Source organism: Streptomyces sp. NPDC020898, from assembly GCF_044333925.1.
GTDB lineage: Bacteria > Actinomycetota > Actinomycetes > Streptomycetales > Streptomycetaceae > Streptomyces.
Genome location: NZ_JBIRRV010000001.1, coordinates 1,345,766 through 1,361,579, shown reverse-complemented (window position 1 = coordinate 1,361,579; position 15,814 = coordinate 1,345,766). Strand labels below are relative to the sequence as shown.

At 70.7% G+C, this 15,814-nt stretch carries 19 protein-coding genes; 13 read left to right on the top strand and 6 right to left on the bottom strand.

Features of this window, described 5'->3' with window-relative positions; all coding sequences use genetic code 11:
- Position 1: 1 nt before the first annotated feature.
- Genes ACH4TV_RS05930 through ACH4TV_RS05920 form a run of 3 tightly spaced genes read right to left on the bottom strand, consistent with a single transcriptional unit; the run spans position 2 to position 3,757 of the window.
- Positions 2–1,450 carry an exopolysaccharide biosynthesis polyprenyl glycosylphosphotransferase gene (locus tag ACH4TV_RS05930; protein ID WP_398394587.1) on the bottom strand — a complete coding sequence of 483 codons (1,449 nt, stop codon included), beginning with the start codon at positions 1,448–1,450 and terminating at the stop codon, positions 2–4.
- Positions 1,447–2,628 (bottom strand): glycosyltransferase, encoded by a 1,182-nt coding sequence (locus tag ACH4TV_RS05925; RefSeq protein ID WP_398394585.1) that lies wholly within the window; start codon positions 2,626–2,628, stop codon positions 1,447–1,449. The genes ACH4TV_RS05930 and ACH4TV_RS05925 overlap by 4 nt, the downstream gene beginning before the upstream one ends.
- 46 nt (positions 2,629–2,674) lie before the next feature.
- Positions 2,675–3,757: a DUF3344 domain-containing protein gene (locus tag ACH4TV_RS05920; RefSeq protein WP_398394583.1), complete on the bottom strand. Its 1,083-nt coding sequence runs from the start codon at positions 3,755–3,757 to the stop codon at positions 2,675–2,677.
- Positions 3,758–4,177: 420 nt separating this feature from the next.
- Between ACH4TV_RS05920 and chpG the strand changes: the two genes are divergently transcribed.
- The 7 genes from chpG to ACH4TV_RS05885 all read left to right on the top strand — a co-directional run bounded on the left by chpG (position 4,178) and on the right by ACH4TV_RS05885 (position 8,807).
- A complete protein-coding gene (gene chpG / locus ACH4TV_RS05915) occupies positions 4,178–4,417 on the top strand; it encodes a chaplin ChpG (RefSeq protein WP_398394581.1) in 240 nt (79 codons plus the stop codon).
- A 261-nt stretch (positions 4,418–4,678) separates the two neighbouring features.
- Entirely contained in the window at positions 4,679–5,482 is an 804-nt protein-coding gene (locus ACH4TV_RS05910) for a hypothetical protein (RefSeq protein ID WP_398394580.1), read from the top strand.
- A 268-nt stretch (positions 5,483–5,750) separates the two neighbouring features.
- Positions 5,751–6,041, top strand: a complete 291-nt coding sequence (locus tag ACH4TV_RS05905; protein ID WP_398394578.1) for a hypothetical protein — start codon at positions 5,751–5,753, stop codon at positions 6,039–6,041.
- 153 nt (positions 6,042–6,194) lie between these two features.
- On the top strand, positions 6,195–6,692 hold the full coding sequence (locus tag ACH4TV_RS05900; protein ID WP_398394576.1) for a DUF5949 family protein: 498 nt from the start codon (positions 6,195–6,197) through the stop codon (positions 6,690–6,692).
- A 162-nt stretch (positions 6,693–6,854) separates the two neighbouring features.
- Entirely contained in the window at positions 6,855–7,364 is a 510-nt protein-coding gene (locus ACH4TV_RS05895; RefSeq protein WP_398394574.1) for a hypothetical protein, read from the top strand.
- A 119-nt stretch (positions 7,365–7,483) separates the two neighbouring features.
- Positions 7,484–7,951, top strand: a complete 468-nt coding sequence (locus ACH4TV_RS05890; protein ID WP_398394572.1) for a tyrosinase family oxidase copper chaperone — start codon at positions 7,484–7,486, stop codon at positions 7,949–7,951.
- On the top strand, positions 7,935–8,807 hold the full coding sequence (locus tag ACH4TV_RS05885; RefSeq protein ID WP_398394570.1) for a tyrosinase family protein: 873 nt from the start codon (positions 7,935–7,937) through the stop codon (positions 8,805–8,807). The genes ACH4TV_RS05890 and ACH4TV_RS05885 overlap by 17 nt, the downstream gene beginning before the upstream one ends.
- A gap of 65 nt (positions 8,808–8,872) precedes the next feature.
- Here the strand turns inward: ACH4TV_RS05885 and ACH4TV_RS05880 are convergent, their stop codons facing one another.
- A complete protein-coding gene (locus ACH4TV_RS05880; protein WP_398394568.1) occupies positions 8,873–9,160 on the bottom strand; it encodes a chaplin in 288 nt (95 codons plus the stop codon).
- A gap of 135 nt (positions 9,161–9,295) precedes the next feature.
- On the opposite strand from ACH4TV_RS05880, the gene ACH4TV_RS05875 reads away from it, so the two are divergent.
- The 6 genes from ACH4TV_RS05875 to ACH4TV_RS05850 all read left to right on the top strand — a co-directional run bounded on the left by ACH4TV_RS05875 (position 9,296) and on the right by ACH4TV_RS05850 (position 13,951).
- Positions 9,296–9,526 carry a DUF2087 domain-containing protein gene (locus ACH4TV_RS05875; RefSeq protein ID WP_398394567.1) on the top strand — a complete coding sequence of 77 codons (231 nt, stop codon included), beginning with the start codon at positions 9,296–9,298 and terminating at the stop codon, positions 9,524–9,526.
- 366 nt (positions 9,527–9,892) lie between these two features.
- On the top strand, positions 9,893–11,104 hold the full coding sequence (locus tag ACH4TV_RS05870) for an ATP-binding protein (protein ID WP_398394565.1): 1,212 nt from the start codon (positions 9,893–9,895) through the stop codon (positions 11,102–11,104).
- Positions 11,101–11,502 carry a roadblock/LC7 domain-containing protein gene (locus ACH4TV_RS05865; protein ID WP_319090109.1) on the top strand — a complete coding sequence of 134 codons (402 nt, stop codon included), beginning with the start codon at positions 11,101–11,103 and terminating at the stop codon, positions 11,500–11,502. Before ACH4TV_RS05870 ends, ACH4TV_RS05865 begins: the two co-directional genes overlap by 4 nt.
- On the top strand, positions 11,499–11,879 hold the full coding sequence (locus ACH4TV_RS05860; RefSeq protein WP_398394563.1) for a DUF742 domain-containing protein: 381 nt from the start codon (positions 11,499–11,501) through the stop codon (positions 11,877–11,879). Before ACH4TV_RS05865 ends, ACH4TV_RS05860 begins: the two co-directional genes overlap by 4 nt.
- Complete coding sequence (locus tag ACH4TV_RS05855) at positions 11,854–12,447, top strand: GTP-binding protein (RefSeq protein ID WP_398394561.1); 594 nt, start codon at positions 11,854–11,856, stop codon at positions 12,445–12,447. Before ACH4TV_RS05860 ends, ACH4TV_RS05855 begins: the two co-directional genes overlap by 26 nt.
- 184 nt (positions 12,448–12,631) lie before the next feature.
- Positions 12,632–13,951, top strand: coding sequence for a cytochrome P450 (locus tag ACH4TV_RS05850; protein ID WP_398395382.1), 1,320 nt, complete (start codon positions 12,632–12,634; stop codon positions 13,949–13,951).
- A gap of 101 nt (positions 13,952–14,052) precedes the next feature.
- Here ACH4TV_RS05850 and ACH4TV_RS05845 read toward each other — a convergent pair whose 3' ends face one another.
- Together ACH4TV_RS05845 and ACH4TV_RS05840 are read right to left on the bottom strand one after the other, a co-directional pair.
- Positions 14,053–15,111 carry an LPXTG cell wall anchor domain-containing protein gene (locus tag ACH4TV_RS05845; protein ID WP_398394559.1) on the bottom strand — a complete coding sequence of 353 codons (1,059 nt, stop codon included), beginning with the start codon at positions 15,109–15,111 and terminating at the stop codon, positions 14,053–14,055.
- 153 nt (positions 15,112–15,264) lie between these two features.
- A complete protein-coding gene (locus ACH4TV_RS05840; protein WP_398394557.1) occupies positions 15,265–15,813 on the bottom strand; it encodes a PadR family transcriptional regulator in 549 nt (182 codons plus the stop codon).
- Position 15,814: the final 1 nt, after the last annotated feature.

Below are 15,814 nucleotides of genomic sequence, written 5' to 3'. Positions count from 1 at the left end.
CTCAACTTCCTGTCGGCCGGACGAGCGCGGCGGCGGTGCGCAGCAGGATGCAGATGTCCTGCCACAGCGACCAGTTGTCGATGTAGGCGTTGTCGAACCGGCAGCGGTCCTCGATCGAGGTGTCGCCGCGCAGACCGTGGATCTGGGCGAGCCCGGTGATGCCGGTCTGCATCCGGTGGCGGGCCGCGTAGCCGGGGTAGGTCTGGCTGAACTTGGCGACGAAGTACGGGCGTTCGGGCCTCGGCCCGACCAGGCTCATATCGCCCCAGAAGACGTTCCACAGCTGGAGGAGCTCGTCCATCGAGGTACGGCGCAGGAAGCGGCAGAACCAGTTCATCCGCCCTTCGTCGGCGACGCTCCAGCGGGTCGCCGACTCCATCTCGTCGACCGGACGGTGGGTGCGGAACTTGAGGAGGGTGAAGGGCCGCCCGTCCTTGCCGATGCGCTCCTGCTTGAAGACCACACCCCGCCCACCGGTCAGCCGCAGCACCACCGCGCACAGCAGCAGCACCGGCGAGATCAGCAGCAGCAGACCCCCGGAGACCAGCACATCGAGCAGCCGCTTGCCGATGCTGCCCGGCCGGTCCGGCGCCATCGCGAGCCGTCGGCAGGAGAACCCGGCGAGCCGCTCGGCGTTCTCGTACGAGGGCGACTCGGCGTCGATCTCCCACACCGTGCAGCCCGACTCCGCCAACGCCCGCAGCAGCGGCCCCTGTTCGGCCCGTACGGAGGGATGGACGGCGAGCACGGCCCGCACACCGTTCTGGATCAGCGCCCGCTGGACCTCCTCGCCGGTGGTCAGCACGGGCAGGCCCGCCCCGCCGTCCGGGTGGTCGGTGACCAGCCCCACCGGCCGTACCCCGCAGGCCGGGTGGCGCAGGAACGCGGCGGCCACGTGCCGGGCGGTACCGGCCGGGCCGATGACGAGGGCCGTGTGCGGGCGGCGCAGCAGCGCCCGCCGCCGCCACCAGTGCACGGTCGCCCGCCCGGCGGCACTCGTCGCCGTCTGCGCCGCGCAGCCCAGGACGAGGGTCCGTACGGCCAGCGCGTCGGCGGGCGCGTACGTCCCGACCACGGCCGCGAGCGCCAGCCAGCCCATCGCGATCCGGCCGCAGACGGCGGGCAGTTCGTCGAGGAACGCGGGCATCGACTCGGGCAGGTAGAGCGAGGCCCGCGCGTTCAGCACGACCACGCCGAGCAGCAGCGCGCCCACGAGGAAGGGATGGCGCTGTGGCTCGGTCAGCGCCAGGGCGCCGAGGAGAGCGGCCGCGCAGTCGACGGCGAGCAGCGGCAGCGGGGAGGCCGGCCGGAGCGCGGGGCGCCGGCCGGCCGGGAATCTGAAGCCGTCGGCCGCCCCTCTGGGCGGGAACACCGAGACGGCCGACGCTTTCGAGAATCTGTGCTCCCGCGGCCCACCGCCGGGGGAGGGGACGGTACTTTCCGCAGTCACGAGTGGATGGACTCCCTGTACTCGGCGCGTACGGGCCGCACGGCGTACGCGGTGATCAGCTCGCGGTACACGCCCGCGACGGCCTCGGCGGTGTGCCGCACGTCGTGCGCGGACAGGACGTGCCGGCGCCCCAACCGACCCAGCGACTCGCGCAGCGGCGGGTCGAGAAGCAGTTCGGTGACGGTCCGGGCCAGCGCGGCGGGGTCCTCGGCCGGCACCAGGCAGCGCGGTACGAGAGCGGCCGGCAGACTCTCGCGTCCACCGTCCACATCGGTGACGACCACCGGCCGCCCGCAGGCCATCGCCTCCAGCGGCGCCAGCGCCATGCCCTCCCACCGTGACGGCAGGACGGCCAGATCGGCGGCCCGGTACCAGGGGACGGCATCGGCGACGGCCCCCGCGAACAGCACGGAGTCAGGGGCGAGCGCCCGCAGCCGCTCGGCGTCCGGCCCGTCCCCGACGAGCACGAGCCGCGCCCCCGGCACCCGTTCCACGACCGTGTCCCAGGCCCGGAGCAGCACGTCCTGGCCCTTCTGCCGGCACAGCCGTCCCACGCACACGACCAGCGGAGCGGCCGGATCGACGTCCGCGAGCAGCGGAATCCCGGCCCGTACGGGGTGCACGGCAGCCGGGTGGAAGCGCTCGGTGTCGATCCCGTTCGGGATGACCCGCCACTGCCCGGCGATCCCGGCATCTTCGCCCGTCGTCCGCTCGGCCTCGCTGACGCACACCACCCGGGAGGCCCAACGCGCTCCCCACTGCTCCCACTTGAGAGCCAGTGCCGCCGTGGATCCGCCGACCGCCTCGAACGACCAGGCGTGCGGCTGGAACACCGTCGCCACCCGCCCCCGTACCGCCAGCCGGGCGGCGAGCCCGGCCTTGGCGCTGTGCGCGTGCACGACGTCCGGCCGCACCGCTTCGACCACTCGCCCGAGCCGCCGCACCTCCCCGAGGAGCGAGGGCCCCGGCGCACGCGTCGCGTGCCAGGGGTGTACGTCGGCGCCGAGCGCCCGGAGCTGCGGGGCGAGGCCGCCGCCGTCCGGGCAGGCGACCGTGACATGGAGACCGGCGGCGAGCTGGGCCCGAGCCAGGTCCGTCACGACCCGGGCGGCCCCGCCGTCCACCGGCTGGGTGACGTGCAGGACCCGTGGCCGGGGGTCGGGTGCTGACAGTTGCATGCGCGGTTTCCTCGCTCACGGGTGGCGGCGTTGGACGCGCCTCGGCCTACTGCCGGGCGTCGACGGCGACGAAAAGTGCGCCGGCCCACGCCGCGTCCCGCTGGGAAACGAGCCGGAAGGCCAGCTGGTCACCGCCGCGCCGCAGCGCCGTACCCAGTTCGAACACGTCGGAGTCGTAGCCGAGGGTGTTCGAGTACGCCGGAACGCGCTCCGAGACGGCGCCGCCGATCGTGGAGTTCAGCACGTCGTCAGTGGGGTTCGCCGCGTCCCCGAGCGCGGTTGTGCGCCCCGCGGCGGACACCGTCAGGGAGTCGCCGGTGCTCCCGCGGTCCCCGTTGTAGGCGACCAGACCCGCGCGCCCGTTCGCGCCCGCCGGGAACGCCAGTTCGCCCAACCGGACCAACGGACCGTCACCCTCGCGCGCCCCCAACGCGTCGAACCCGTCCCACACGGCGAGGTGCCGCAGCGGCTCCGCCGCGTTCTCGTACGCCACGACCAGCGTCCAGCCGCCCCACGCTCCGGTCGCCGATCTGCCCATCGCCACGTTCACCTGCGCGACCGTGTACAGCCCCGAACCGCTCTCCCGGACCATGTTCGTGACGTCGGCGGAGGCCTGGAAGGCGTCGGCGCCGCCCGCCACCCGGTGCCCGACGACCGAGTCCGCGAGCAGCTCCTTGTACTCGCCGCCGGGCTCGGCGACCAGCACCCGCCCGTTGTCCTTCGGCGGCTTCTGCTCACCCACCTTGAGGTTGCCGCCCCAGTACAGCCGCGCGTACGAGACCCGGCCGCCCTCGGGCACCCGGACCTCGGCACGGCTGGAGTTGTACGTGTTCGGATCGGTGTCGACATCGACGTAGAACATGTCGAGGTCACCGTTGACCGCCGGGGTCTCGCCGTTGCGGACGCCGGGGCAGGTGCCGAGGGTGGCGCGGCAGCTGATGGACGTGTTGGCCGCGCGGACGATCCCGCCGTGCTGGAGCGCCCGGTACCGCTGGGCGAACGCGAGGCGCTCCGCCTCCTCGTCGGCGGGTGGCGCGGCCGTCGCCGTACCTCCCGGAGTCCAGATCGCGGCGAGGGCAAAGACGCCCACCATCGCACGGCGCAGCAGAAGGCCCGGAGAAATGCGCATGACCGGCGTTGCCCTTTCGGGGAAAAGGTCGTGGACCGACGGACAGACAGAAAAATCGACCAGCGGACGGACGGAAAATCTGCACATCACTTATGTGCCGCGTGCGCTCCCGGTCTGTTTCACGCGACGGATTCCGGTGGCGATCCGGTAATCCGAAGGGATCGGGAGGCGTCGCAGGGGCTGTGAACGGGCGCGGGGAGGGGGTTTTGGGTGGTTTTGGGGTGACTGTGGGACGGTGCGTCACTCTAGCCGCTATGCGTATTTATTGGTGAAACATGGCAACTGTGTCGGAACCGTCAAGCAGGGTGATCCGAGAGATCACCCCATTGGCGGCACAACCTGGGCGCGCGCCACGCGTTGACACAGCACCGGGCATCCCCGCCCGGATGTTTGTGAACAACTTCCAAGGAGCACTTCTCCATGTCGCGTATCGCGAAGGGCCTTGCCCTTTCCACCGTTGCCGTCGCCGCTGTGGCGGGTACCGCCGGTGTCGCCGCCGCCGACAGCGACGCGCACGGCGTCGCTGCCCACTCCCCGGGCGTCCTGTCGGGCAACGTCCTGCAGGTTCCGGTCCACATCCCGGTCAACGTCTGCGGCAACACCATCAACGTCATCGGTCTGCTGAACCCGGCGTTCGGCAACACCTGCGTCAACGACTGACGTAGTCGGCGCGGACCCTTCTGCCGGCCGTCCTCCTTTCCAGGGAGGGCGGCCGGTTCGCGTTTGCGGTGTTGCCCCGAATGGGGGGAGGGGCGGCCAACTCGCAGGGGAGACCTTGACATGGGGCCTCACCAGGCACGACGCACGGGACCGAGCCGACGGTTCGTCACTTTGTGCGCGCGACCGGTTGCAGATGGCAACGGTGGATTCGACGGTGGGCACATCACCCGATGCATCACCGCACCACCGAAAGGAACTTCCATGCGTGCTCTGCCCGCACGGCGTATCGCGTCCACCGCACTCTGCGCCACCCTCCTGCTCGGAATAGGCGCACCGGTCGCCCTGGCGGCCGACGGCGACGCGGCCCGCGAGCGCGGCCACGCGGTTTCCCAGGCGCCCGTGCCCAACGCCGACGCGCTCCTGGCGCAGGTCAAGTCACTGGGCGACGTGGGTGGCGTGCTCAAACCCGTCACCGATCTGCTGACCGCCACGCTCAAGGCGGACAACGGCCAGCTTCCGCTGGACGAGGCGACGAAGCTGGGTGACGCCGTGAAGGAGGCCATCGCGGCGGCCTCGGCGGCGGCACCCGCGGCACCGGCGGTACCGCCGGTGGCCCTGCCGACGACCCCGGAGGCCCCGGCGACCCCGGCCCTCCCTGAGACGCCCGCCGTGCCGACCACCCCGGCCCTCCCTGAGACGCCCGCCGTGCCGACCACCCCGGCCCTCCCTGAGACGCCCGCCGTGCCGACCACCCCGGCGCTCAAGAACGCCGAGGGCGCCGCGGATGCCAAGGCGGTCAAGGGTCCGTTCGACATCAAGGCCGACGCGCTCGTCGCGCTCCAGAAGGCGGTCGACACGCTGCTCAAGGCCGTCACCTCCGGCGATGTCGCCCAGGTGGTGCCGGCCGTCACCGGTGTGGTGACCAGCCTCGTCGGTCTCCTCGCCGCCACGCTGCTCGGCGGCGGGCTGCCGGCGCCGGACCTGGCCGGTCTGCCGGCGCTGCCGAAGCTGCCGGTGGAGGTGCCGCCGCTGCCGGTGCCCGTACCGCCGCTGCCGGTCCGCTGAAGCCGGGGCGGTACTGAGGCGAAGCAGTCGCCACCCCAGCCGTTGTGCCGACCCTCACCGGTCGGCACAACGGCTGTTCTTCTGCCCGTGCGCCAATTGCGCTTGTGCGTCAATCCGTTGAACGCATTCCGCATCCTGCATCCTGCATTCCTGATGGCTGCAGGCCGCAGAAATTTTCTGCGTACGGGGTTTCCGCCGCGACGGGGGCTCGTTAGGCACGGCGACAGAATTCTCTCTGGTGACATGAGTTGCCGAAGAAAGGAACACGATGAAGTCCCTGAAGGCTGCCGCTGTTGTTGCCGGGTCCCTGGTCATCGCCGGAGCCGCCGCGCCCGCGTTCGCCTACGACACCGCCGACCTCACGCCCACCAGCCTCAACGGCGCTGTGAACACGCTCACCAAGGGCCCCCTCGACGTACAGCAGCTGCAGCCGCTCCAGCAGCAGTCGAACGCGCTCGACACCGAGAACAAGGAGTCGGCGCTCAGCACGGTGAAGGGCGCGACGACCGCCCTCAACTCGAACGGCGGGCTGCTCGGCGGCCTCCCCCTCCAGGGCTGAGCGGGAAATCGAAAGGACCGGTTCCGTCGCGCGGAATCGGTCCTTCGTGCTGTTCGAGTACCGTCCCTCTTTCGTGTGGAGACCCGGCGAGAAATCCCCCGGTCGAGTGAGAACGCGGCCGGGCGCACCAATACGCGCCGATAAGGTTCCGCGGTGACCTCAACCTCAAGCGAAACGCGCCCTTTCCGCATCGCCGACCTGGGCACGCTCGTCGTCATGGCGTGGAGCGGTGACGCCCCCGACGGCCACATGCCCTACCTCCTCGCCTACTCCCTCGGGGACGGTGAGGGCGGCCCGGAGGCCTCGGCCGTCGCCGTCGAGCAGCTCCTGGCCAACACCGGTCTGCCGGTCGGCGGCGACATCGTCGACGGTTCCACCCGGCCGAGCCTGCCGGTGACCCTGCTCGTCGAGTCCGGTTCGGCCGTCGTCAACATGCCGCAGCTCAACGCCCAGTGCACCCCGCCCCCGGAGTGGCTCACCGCGGTCGCCGAACGAGGCTTCGCCTACCTCGTGTTCACCACCCGCGCCTGGCCCGAGGCCCAGCCCGGCAAGGTCGTCGAGCCGGAGACGCTGGCCGCCTTCGCGGGCGCCGAGGAGACCCTGACCGCCGCGGCCCACGTCATCCTCCCGGCCCGCAAACTGCGCGGCTGAGGGCCGCCGGCAGACCGGCCCGGACAGCGCTCGGCCGATCCGTCCGACCGGACTGATCGGCCGACTATTGCCCCACTCGGGGGAATCTTGAGCTGATGCGCATCCCAGGATCGTTACGCGGTAAGGACTACACCCCGATTCCCGTAAAGGACCGCACCTGCCATGAAGTCGACCACTCGAACCCTTGCCGCCGCTGTCCTCACCGGCGTGGCGGCGGCGATGGGCGCCGCGGCCCCCGCTGTCGCGGCGGACACGGTCCCCGTCCCCGTACCGCTGGACGGTGTCGAGAAGTCCCTCAACGTCCAGCTGCCCAAGGTCGGTGGCGAGCTGCCGCTGGCCACGCCGGGTGTGCCCGACGGGCCGCGGTACGTCGAGGGCCGGCTGATCCCCGCGTCCGTTTTGCCGCAGGTGCCGTTCGGTGCCGCGCTGCCCGGGCTGTCCGCCGAGACGCCGCTGCCGCAGGTGATCGGGAAGGGCTTCGACGAGGCCGGTCTCAGCGTCCCCGCGGCCGACCTGCGGACCCTGACCCCCGGCCTGTCCGTGGACACCCCGCTGAGCGCGCCGAACCCCGAGGTGTTCGGCCTGCCGACGCTCAAGGAGCCCGAGGCCGCCGTGCTGACCCCGCTGCTGCAGACCGCTCCGACGGCGGCCCTCGGACTCGGCTCCCTGTAAGGGGCGTTGGGGCGAAACCCTGAGAACTGGACCCTCTGGGCCCGGGGTTGCGCACCCGGCCCGGTCACCGGGCGGTCGCCGCTACCGAACGAACCGAACCATGTGACAGGGAGACAGCGTTGTTCGTCAGCAGAGTGCCGCAGGGCCCCCCGGGTCCCCGTGCCCGTACCGGAACGCGGCGGGACGCGCTGCGCGCCCTGTGCGCGTCGGCCCTCGCCCTGGCCGTGGTGCCGGTCGTCGCCGCCGTGTGGCCCCGGCGGGAGGCGGGCGACGAGGTGTCGTCCTTCGACGAGACATACCGGGGCCGTCGGCTGCGCGGTACGAAAACCGGCGCCGGCGCGGACCACCGCGACCACCTGGCCCACGTCCTGCGCGCCCCCGGCGACGGGCGGTGGCACGTCACCGTGGACGGCCGGCCGCTGCACCTGATGCGGCGCGCGGACGGGACGTATCTGAGCATGGTCGACCACTACCGCTCGTATCCCACACCCCTGGAGGCGGCCCGTGCGGCTGTCGACGAGCTGGGGCCCGGGCGGCGGTTGACGGTCGCCGGCGGGGGAGGGGGCGGTCGTGGCGTACACGCGTAAGGACGTCAGCACGCTGACGCGGGGCGAGCGGCGGCGGTTCGTCGGGGCGCTGCTCGAACTCAAACGGCGGGGCGAGTACGACGAATTCGTGCGCACCCACATCGAGTACTACGTCTCCGACGGCGAGGACGGGCTGCGTACGGCCCACATGGCGCCGTCCTTCCTGCCCTGGCACCGGCACTTCCTGCTGGACCTGGAGGCGGCGCTGCAACGTGTCGACGCGTCGGTGACGGTGCCGTACTGGGACTGGACCCGGGACCGTACGGCGACCGCGGCGCCCTGGAGCGAGGATCTGCTCGGTGGTACGGGGCGGCGCTCCGACCAGCGGGTCATGACCGGGCCGTTCGCCCGTGGGCACGGTGACTGGACGATCCGGGAGAGCGTCACCGACGGCGACTTCCTCACCCGGGACCTCGGCCGCGCCCGCGAGCCGCTCGCCCTGCCGACCCGGCAGGACCTCGACTGGGCGCTCGACGATCCCGTCTACGACGTGTCGCCCTGGAACTCGACGTCCGCGAAGGGGTTCCGCAACAAGCTCGAAGGGTGGGGGAGCGGGCGGGGCGTCCGTTCCTGGCGCAATCACAACCGCGTCCACCGCTGGGTCGGCGGGCACATGGTCGGGGGCGCCTCCGTCAACGATCCCGTCTTCTGGCTGCACCACGCCTTCGTCGACCTGTGCTGGTCGCGCTGGCAGCGGCGGCACGGAGCGGGCGCCACGCGCTATCTGCCCGCCGAGCCGCCGGAGTTCGGCGACGCGCAGCGCGACCGGGTCGTGGCCCGGCACGAGACGCTGCCGCCGTGGGACGTGACGCCGGACCAGTTGGAGGACCACAGCCAGATCTACCGGTACGCGTAACGAGGTACGGGCGCGAAAGAGCCCCGACGGTGGGACCGTCGGGGCTCTTTCGGTTGCGTACGACGTCAGCTGCCGTAGCCGCCGGGGCCGGGGTTGCCCTTGTGGTCGTCGTCGCTCACGTTGACGCAGGTGTTGCCGAAGGCCGGGTTCAGCAGGCCGATCACGCTGATCGTGTTCCCGCACACGTTGACCGGCACGTGGACCGGGACCTGCAGGACGTTGCCGGACAGGACGCCGGGCGAGCCGACGGCCTCGGCGTTGGCACCCGCGTCGGCCGTGGCCATACCGGCACCGCCGAGCACCACGGCACCGGTGCCGAGAGCGGCGACGGCTACCTTCGCGATGCGAGACATCACGTTCTCCTTTGGTTCGATGAGTGCGGGCACACGACTCGCGCCCGCACTCCCCCTACAACGCGCCCGCTCACTCCTGGTAACGGCGTCCAGACGGTCGTCACCCTTTTCGAAGCGCACGGGTTAACCTCAGGCATGGCATCCGACCAGGCCGGCCAGAACGAGCGGCAGCAGACCGAGAACGTGTTGCGGACCTTCGTAGGGGAGGACGGTCGTCTCGCGCGGCTGCCCGCCCACCGCAGTCATGAGGTGACCGAGCTCCGGCGGGTTGCCGAGGAGCCCTTCGAGACCGGGGTGGACTATCCGGAGCGGCTCGTCGACGAGCGGCTGCGGGTGTGGTGCGAGGCGGGCGCCGAAGCCGCCTGAGTGACCGTCAGCAGGCCCGCTCTCCGCAGGACAAGGGGGGCGGGCCTTTGTGTGTCCGGACGGGAACGGTATCGGGTCCATAACTGTCGTGGACCAGTTCGCGAATCCTGTGTGAAGGTCTCCAAGTGAGCGTAAGCGGAACCTTTTTGACGCTCCCTTGACTGATAAGATCATCCCACTTTCAGTAGGCTGAGGCGCGCCACGCGCACGGGGGACAGTCTCTAAGGGCCCCATCGCGAAGGAGTGGCTGAGTTGGTTCGCCGGTAACCGCCGGTAAGGTTCGCCAGCGGGCGAGGCCCGGAGTTCCAGGCCAGGACCCAGCGGACTGCAACTGCTCCTGTCGCAAGGCGACTTGAAGAGAGTCTCATGACGTCATTGATCCAGGATCCAATACTGTGGATCTTGTTCGTGGTCTTGGTCGCTGCGGTCGCCGCAGTGATGCGAGCCCGGAGAACCAATATGGCGCTCCGCAGGAAGAGCAACGACCTGCAGAGTGCCCGTGAAGCCGCACAGAACGAGCGTGACCGGCTCTATGCGGAATACACCCAGCTGAACGCACAGCACGCCAACGACCTGGCGGCGGTGCGCAAGGACGCGGAGGAGGACACCAAGGCGGTCCTGAAGTCCGCGATGCGGACGCTCCAGGTTCTCGCCGACGAACAGCAGCTCATCATCGAGAAGTCGCAGCGCCGGTACGGCGACGACGAACAGGTCCTCAGCGACCTGATGATGATCGACCACACCAACAGCCAGTTCGGCCGCCGTGCTCAGGGCATCGCCGTGCTGTGCGGCGGCTGGCTCGGCCGCCGCGAGCGAACCGCCTCCGTGTACGACGTGGCCCGCAGTGCCCAGGGCCGCATCAAGCACTTCGACCGCGTCACCATCAACACCCAGGTGAACGTCTCGGTGGCCAGCCGGGCCGTCGAGCCCATCGCGGTCGTCCTCGCCGAGCTGCTGGCCAACGCCACCAACTACAGCGCGCCCGGCACCCGCGTCGACATCAACATCCAGGCCGTACCCACCGGTGTCTGCCTGATCGTCGACGACGCCGGCCTCGGTATGAACACGGAGGAGAAGGCGCGGGCCACCGTCCTGCTCTCCCCGCAGGCACCGGTCGACATCACGAGCCTCGGCGACCCGCCGAAGTTCGGCTTCGCCGTGTCCGGGATGCTCGCCACCCGGTACGGCTTCAAGGTCTCTGTCGATTCGGTGTCCCCCTACGGCGGCGTACGGGCGGTGATTCTCTTGCCAGAGAACCTGTTGACGACGGACGTTCCCGAGCCGGAGGGCGGGGCTGCCAAGCCCGAGCCCCAGGCGGCCGAGACTCCTCCCGTCGCCCCGCAGCGGCTCACCCCGGTGGCCACCCCCGGCGGACCGCCGCGTCCGATCGGGACGACGGCGGGCGGCCTGCCCAAGCGGCGGCGGCGCGGCAGCCCGGTCGCCGTGGTGCCACCGCCGCCGGAGCCGGCCCAGCCGGAGCACAACAACGAGGTGACGGCCTCACGTATCGGTGCGTTCCAGCGCGGAACGCTGCTCGGGCGGGATACGACCACTTTGGAAGGACCACAGGACCAGTGAATCCCGATCTGTCGTGGGTGCTGAACGATGTGCTGCAGGTGCGCGGTGCCCGTCACGCGATCCTCGTCTCGGCCGACGGCCTGCTGCTCGAACGGTCCAGTGACATCGAACGCGACGCGGCGGAGACCAACGCCGCCGCGATGAGTTCGATGCAGTCCCTCAGCCGGGCCGTCGCCCCCTTCGTCGGCTTCGGGCTCGGCCTGTGGAAGCAGACGCTGATCGAGTACGACGGCGGCTGGATCTTCCTGATAGCCGCCGGCAGCGGTGCCTATCTCGCCGTGTCGGCCGCCCTGGACGTCGACATGGAGGCCATGTCGTTCCGGATGCAGCAGCAGGTGGGGGCGCTCGGGAAGGCGATGACCACCCCGCCGCGTCAGAACGCCGGTGCGGACGCATGAACGCGCACGGCGAGGAAGCTCCGGTCACGGTCACCAGCGACTTCGTCCGCTCGTACGTCATCACGGGCGGCCGCAGCCTGCCGACCGCTGACGACCTGTCCCTGCACACCCTGGTCACCCTGGCTCCGGACCGGGACGTGCCGCTCGGCGCCAGCCCCGAGGTACGGGCCATCTGGGAGCTGTGCGGCGGCGGTTACCTCTCCGTCGCGGAGGTCGCCGCGCACCTGACGCTCCCGGTGGGCGTCGCCCGGCTCCTGCTGACCGATTTATTCGAACAGGGTCATCTCCTGCGCCGTGCCGCGCCCCCACGCGCCCAGTCCGTCGACAGAGGAATCATCGAAAAGGTGCTGCATGGACTCGAATCCCTCTACGGCTGAGACGATCTACGTCTCAGACGCGGTGACCACCACCGCGAAGATCCTTGTCGTAGGGCACTTCGCCGTGGGCAAGACCACGTACATCGGTTCGCTGTCGGAGATCGCCCCGCTGCGCACCGAGGAGAAGATGACCCAGGCGTCCGCTCACGTGGACGATCTGAAGGGTGCGCCGGACAAGGTGACGACCACGGTCGCGCTGGACTTCGGCCGGCTCACGCTGAGCGAGGAACTGGTGCTGTACCTGTTCGGTACGCCCGGTCAGCAGCGCTTCATGCAGCTGTGGGAGGACATGGCCCGCGGCGCGCTCGGAGCCCTGCTCCTGGTCGACCCGTCCCGGCTGGTCGAAACGTTTCCGGTGATCGACCTGGTCGAGAAGTACGGCCTGGAGTACGCCATCGCCGTCAACACCTTCGACGCCGAGGGCGGCGAGTTCGACGAGGACGAGATCCGCGAGGCCCTCGACCTGCTGCCCGACACCCCGGTCGTCTACTGCGACGCCAGGGACCCGAAGTCGTCCGCGGGGGCACTGATCGCCCTCGTCCAGCACCTGCTCACCCGCGCGGCCTGAGCCCGGTCCCTCCCTCGTCCGGCCCCTCCCCGCACAAGGGGCCCGGACAGGGGGTCCGGGCATGGGCCGCGCACAAGGTTTTTCCTCACCCCCGTCCCCCGCCGCGAGGCGAGGGGAACCCAAAGGAACCTCCATGGACATACAGCACGCGGGTGCCACGCCGAGCGCTCCCGCCAGATGCCCCATGCACGGCGCCGACTTCGCCGCCGAACCGCACCGCATCTACGACCAGTTGCGCACCCACGGTCCGGCGGCCCCCGTCGAGCTCGCGCCGGGCGTGGACGCCACGCTCGTCGTCCAGCACGAGATGGCCCTCAGGGTGCTGCAGAACACCACCCTGTTCGCCCGTGACTCGCGCCGCTGGGCAGCGCTCAACGAGGGCCGTATCTCCCTCGACAGCCCCGTCCTGCCGATGATGGCGTACCGGCCCAACGTCCTGTTCACCGACGGTGCGGTGCACCTGCGGCTGCGCAAGGCCGTCACCGAGAGTCTCGCCAAGCTGAACATCAGCCGTATCCGGCGGGACGTCGAGCCCATCGCCGACTACCTGATCGACCAGTTCAGCGAGCGGGGCCGCGCCGACCTCCTCAACGACTACGCCCGGCTGATCCCGCTCCTGCTGTTCAACAAGATGTTCGGCTGCCCGGCCGACATCGGTGACCGCCTCACCACCGGCATGTCCGCCATGTTCGACGGCCAGGACGACGCGCTCAAGGGCATGGAGCAGGTCGCCACCTGCCTCCAGGAGCTGATCACGCTCAAGCGCCGCGAGCCCGGCGACGACGTGACCTCGTGGCTCATCCAGCACCCCGCGGGCCTCAACGACGAGGAACTCCGGGACCAGTTGATCGTGCTGATGGGCGCGGGCCTCGAACCGCAGCGCAACCTCATCGCCAGCTCCCTGCTCCTGCTGCTGTCCGACACCTCGTCGGAGCGTGGCAGCGGCATGCTGGTCGAGGAAGCCATCGACCACGTGCTGTGGAACAACCCGCCCATCGCCAACTACGCCACGCACTACCCGATGCAGGACGTCGACCTCGGCGGTGTACCGGTCGACGCGAACACCCCGGTCGTCATCAGTTTCGCCGCCGCCAACAGCGACCCGGCCCTCAACGAGGCCCGCCAGATGGCCAGCAAGGGTGCTCATCTGGCCTTCGGCGCGGGTCCGCACGCCTGCCCGGCGAAGGACCCGGCCCTGGTCATCGCGCTGACGGCGATCGAGAAGATCCTCAACGCGCTGCCCGACCTGACCCTCGCGGTCCCGCAGGACAGCCTGATGTGGCGCCCCGGCCCCTTCCACCGCGCGCTGTCCGCGCTCCCGGTGCGGTTCAGCCCGACGCCGGCCACCCGGATGGCGGCGGCGATGAGGAACCAGGCCCCGATGCCCGCGGCGACCGAGCCGGCCCACCGGCCCGCCCCGCAGCCGGCGGAGGCCCCGGCGGCCCGGCAGGAGCAGCGGAAGAAGGGGTTCTGGAGTTCCTTCCTCGATGTCTTCCGGATCTGAGGACCGACTGCCCACCCATTTACGCCGGTTGAGTCGAGGACCACGGCGAAGGGGCCGCACCTGCTGATGGCAGGTGCGGCCCCTTCGGGTGGGGACGACGGTCAGGCGGCCGTACCGGCGCCACCGGCGTTGCGGCGGCGGACCAGGAAGACCGCGCCGGCGCCGACGGCGACCGCGGCGCCGCCCGCGAGGGCGAAGGCCGGCAGCATGGAGCCGGCGCCGGTGCTGGCGAGGCTGCCCTGCGGGTCGATCTGCGTGTCGCCGGCCGGCTTGGCCGGCAGGGGGTCGCTGCCGCCCTGCGGCTTGGAGTCGTCCACATCGCCGGGCTCGGATCCGGCGGCGAGGATGTCGAACTCGTAGTACTCGCCGCCGGAGTAGACGCAGTTGCCCTCGTCGTCGGCGTACATGCCGATGCTGATGGCGAAGCCGAGACCGGCCGGGGCCTTCTTGTCCACGGACAGGCGCAGGTCGACGGAGAAGGACTCCTTGGCCTTGATGTCGGTGTAGCCGAGGTAGCCGGCGCCCTCGTCCTCCCCGTCGAGGGAGATGTCGGTCCAGTTGCCCGTGGACGGGTCCTTGAACTGGAGGGTGAGGTAGCTGGTGTCGAGGAAGAAGTCCTCCTCGTCGATCTGGCCGGCGAAGACGCCGAGGTCGACGCGCTGGTAGCTGTGGCTGCCGGTGTTCTCGACGTCGAGCTTGAAGCCGTGGAAGCCGCTGCCCGCGACGATCTTCGAGGGCAGGCCGGACAGGCCGGTGTGCAGTTCGTCGTCGAACCCGATGTCCTCGCCCTCCTCGCCTTCCGCGCACTCCACGGGACCCGGCGAGGACGTCGTCGACGCGGAGGCGGAGGGCGAGGCCGACACGGAGGCGGAGGCGCTGGGCGAGGCGCTGACCGAGGCGCTCGGCGACGTGGAGTCGGAGGCGGACGGGCTGGGCTCCTCCTCGGCCGGCGGGGACTCGCTCTCGGCCGGGGTCGACTCGGGGGCCGTCGGCGTGGTGTCGTCCGCCGGGGGCGTGGACTCCTCCTCGGCCGGGGTCGACTCACTGACCGTCGGCGACGGGCTGCCGTCCGTGGCGTACGCGGCCGGAGCCGCGAGCAGGACGGCCGGGGCGATGGCGGCTGTCGCGGCAGCGAGGGCCAGCGAACGACGAAGCTTCATGCAAACCTCAGAGGCAGGAGTGGTCGATGTGTTCGCAGACATGACCAGGAACGAGCACAAAGGGTTGTTCTAAACCTCACAACTTCCTTACGTGACGCGCGTCACAGGACGGCTCGGGGGGCTTGAGGGTTCGGCCGAGGGGCGGCCTGGGCGTTACGGGGTGTTGCCGGGCAGCTCTGCGAACTCCGCCAGTGCGTGGGTGAGCCACTGGGTCCAGAAGGTCTCCAGGTCGATGCCGGCGCGCAGGACCAGATGCTGGAGCCGGTCCTGGGGACTGTCCGTGCCGGGTGGGAAGTCCCGCTGCTCGATCTCCTGATATTCCGTCAACTGCCGCTGGTGCAGGGCGAGATGGCGGCGCAGGTCGGCCTCGATGCCCTCGGTGCCGACGACCGCCGAGGCGCGCAGACGCAGCAGCATGGTGTCGCGGTGGGGCTTGGGCTCCTGGGAGGTGGCGGTCCAGCGGGCCAGTTCGGCGCGGCCCGCGGGCAGGACCTCGTAACTCTTCTTCTGCCCGCGGGTCGGTTGGGTGCTCGCGAGGGCGCGGATGTGTCCCTCGGCCTCCAGTTTTCCCAGCTCGCGATAGATCTGCTGATGGGTGGCCGACCAGAAGTAACCGATCGACCTGTCGAACCTGCGGGTCAACTCCAGCCCCGAGGACGGCCTTTCGAGCAGGGCGGTGAGAATCGCGTGCGGGAGTGACATG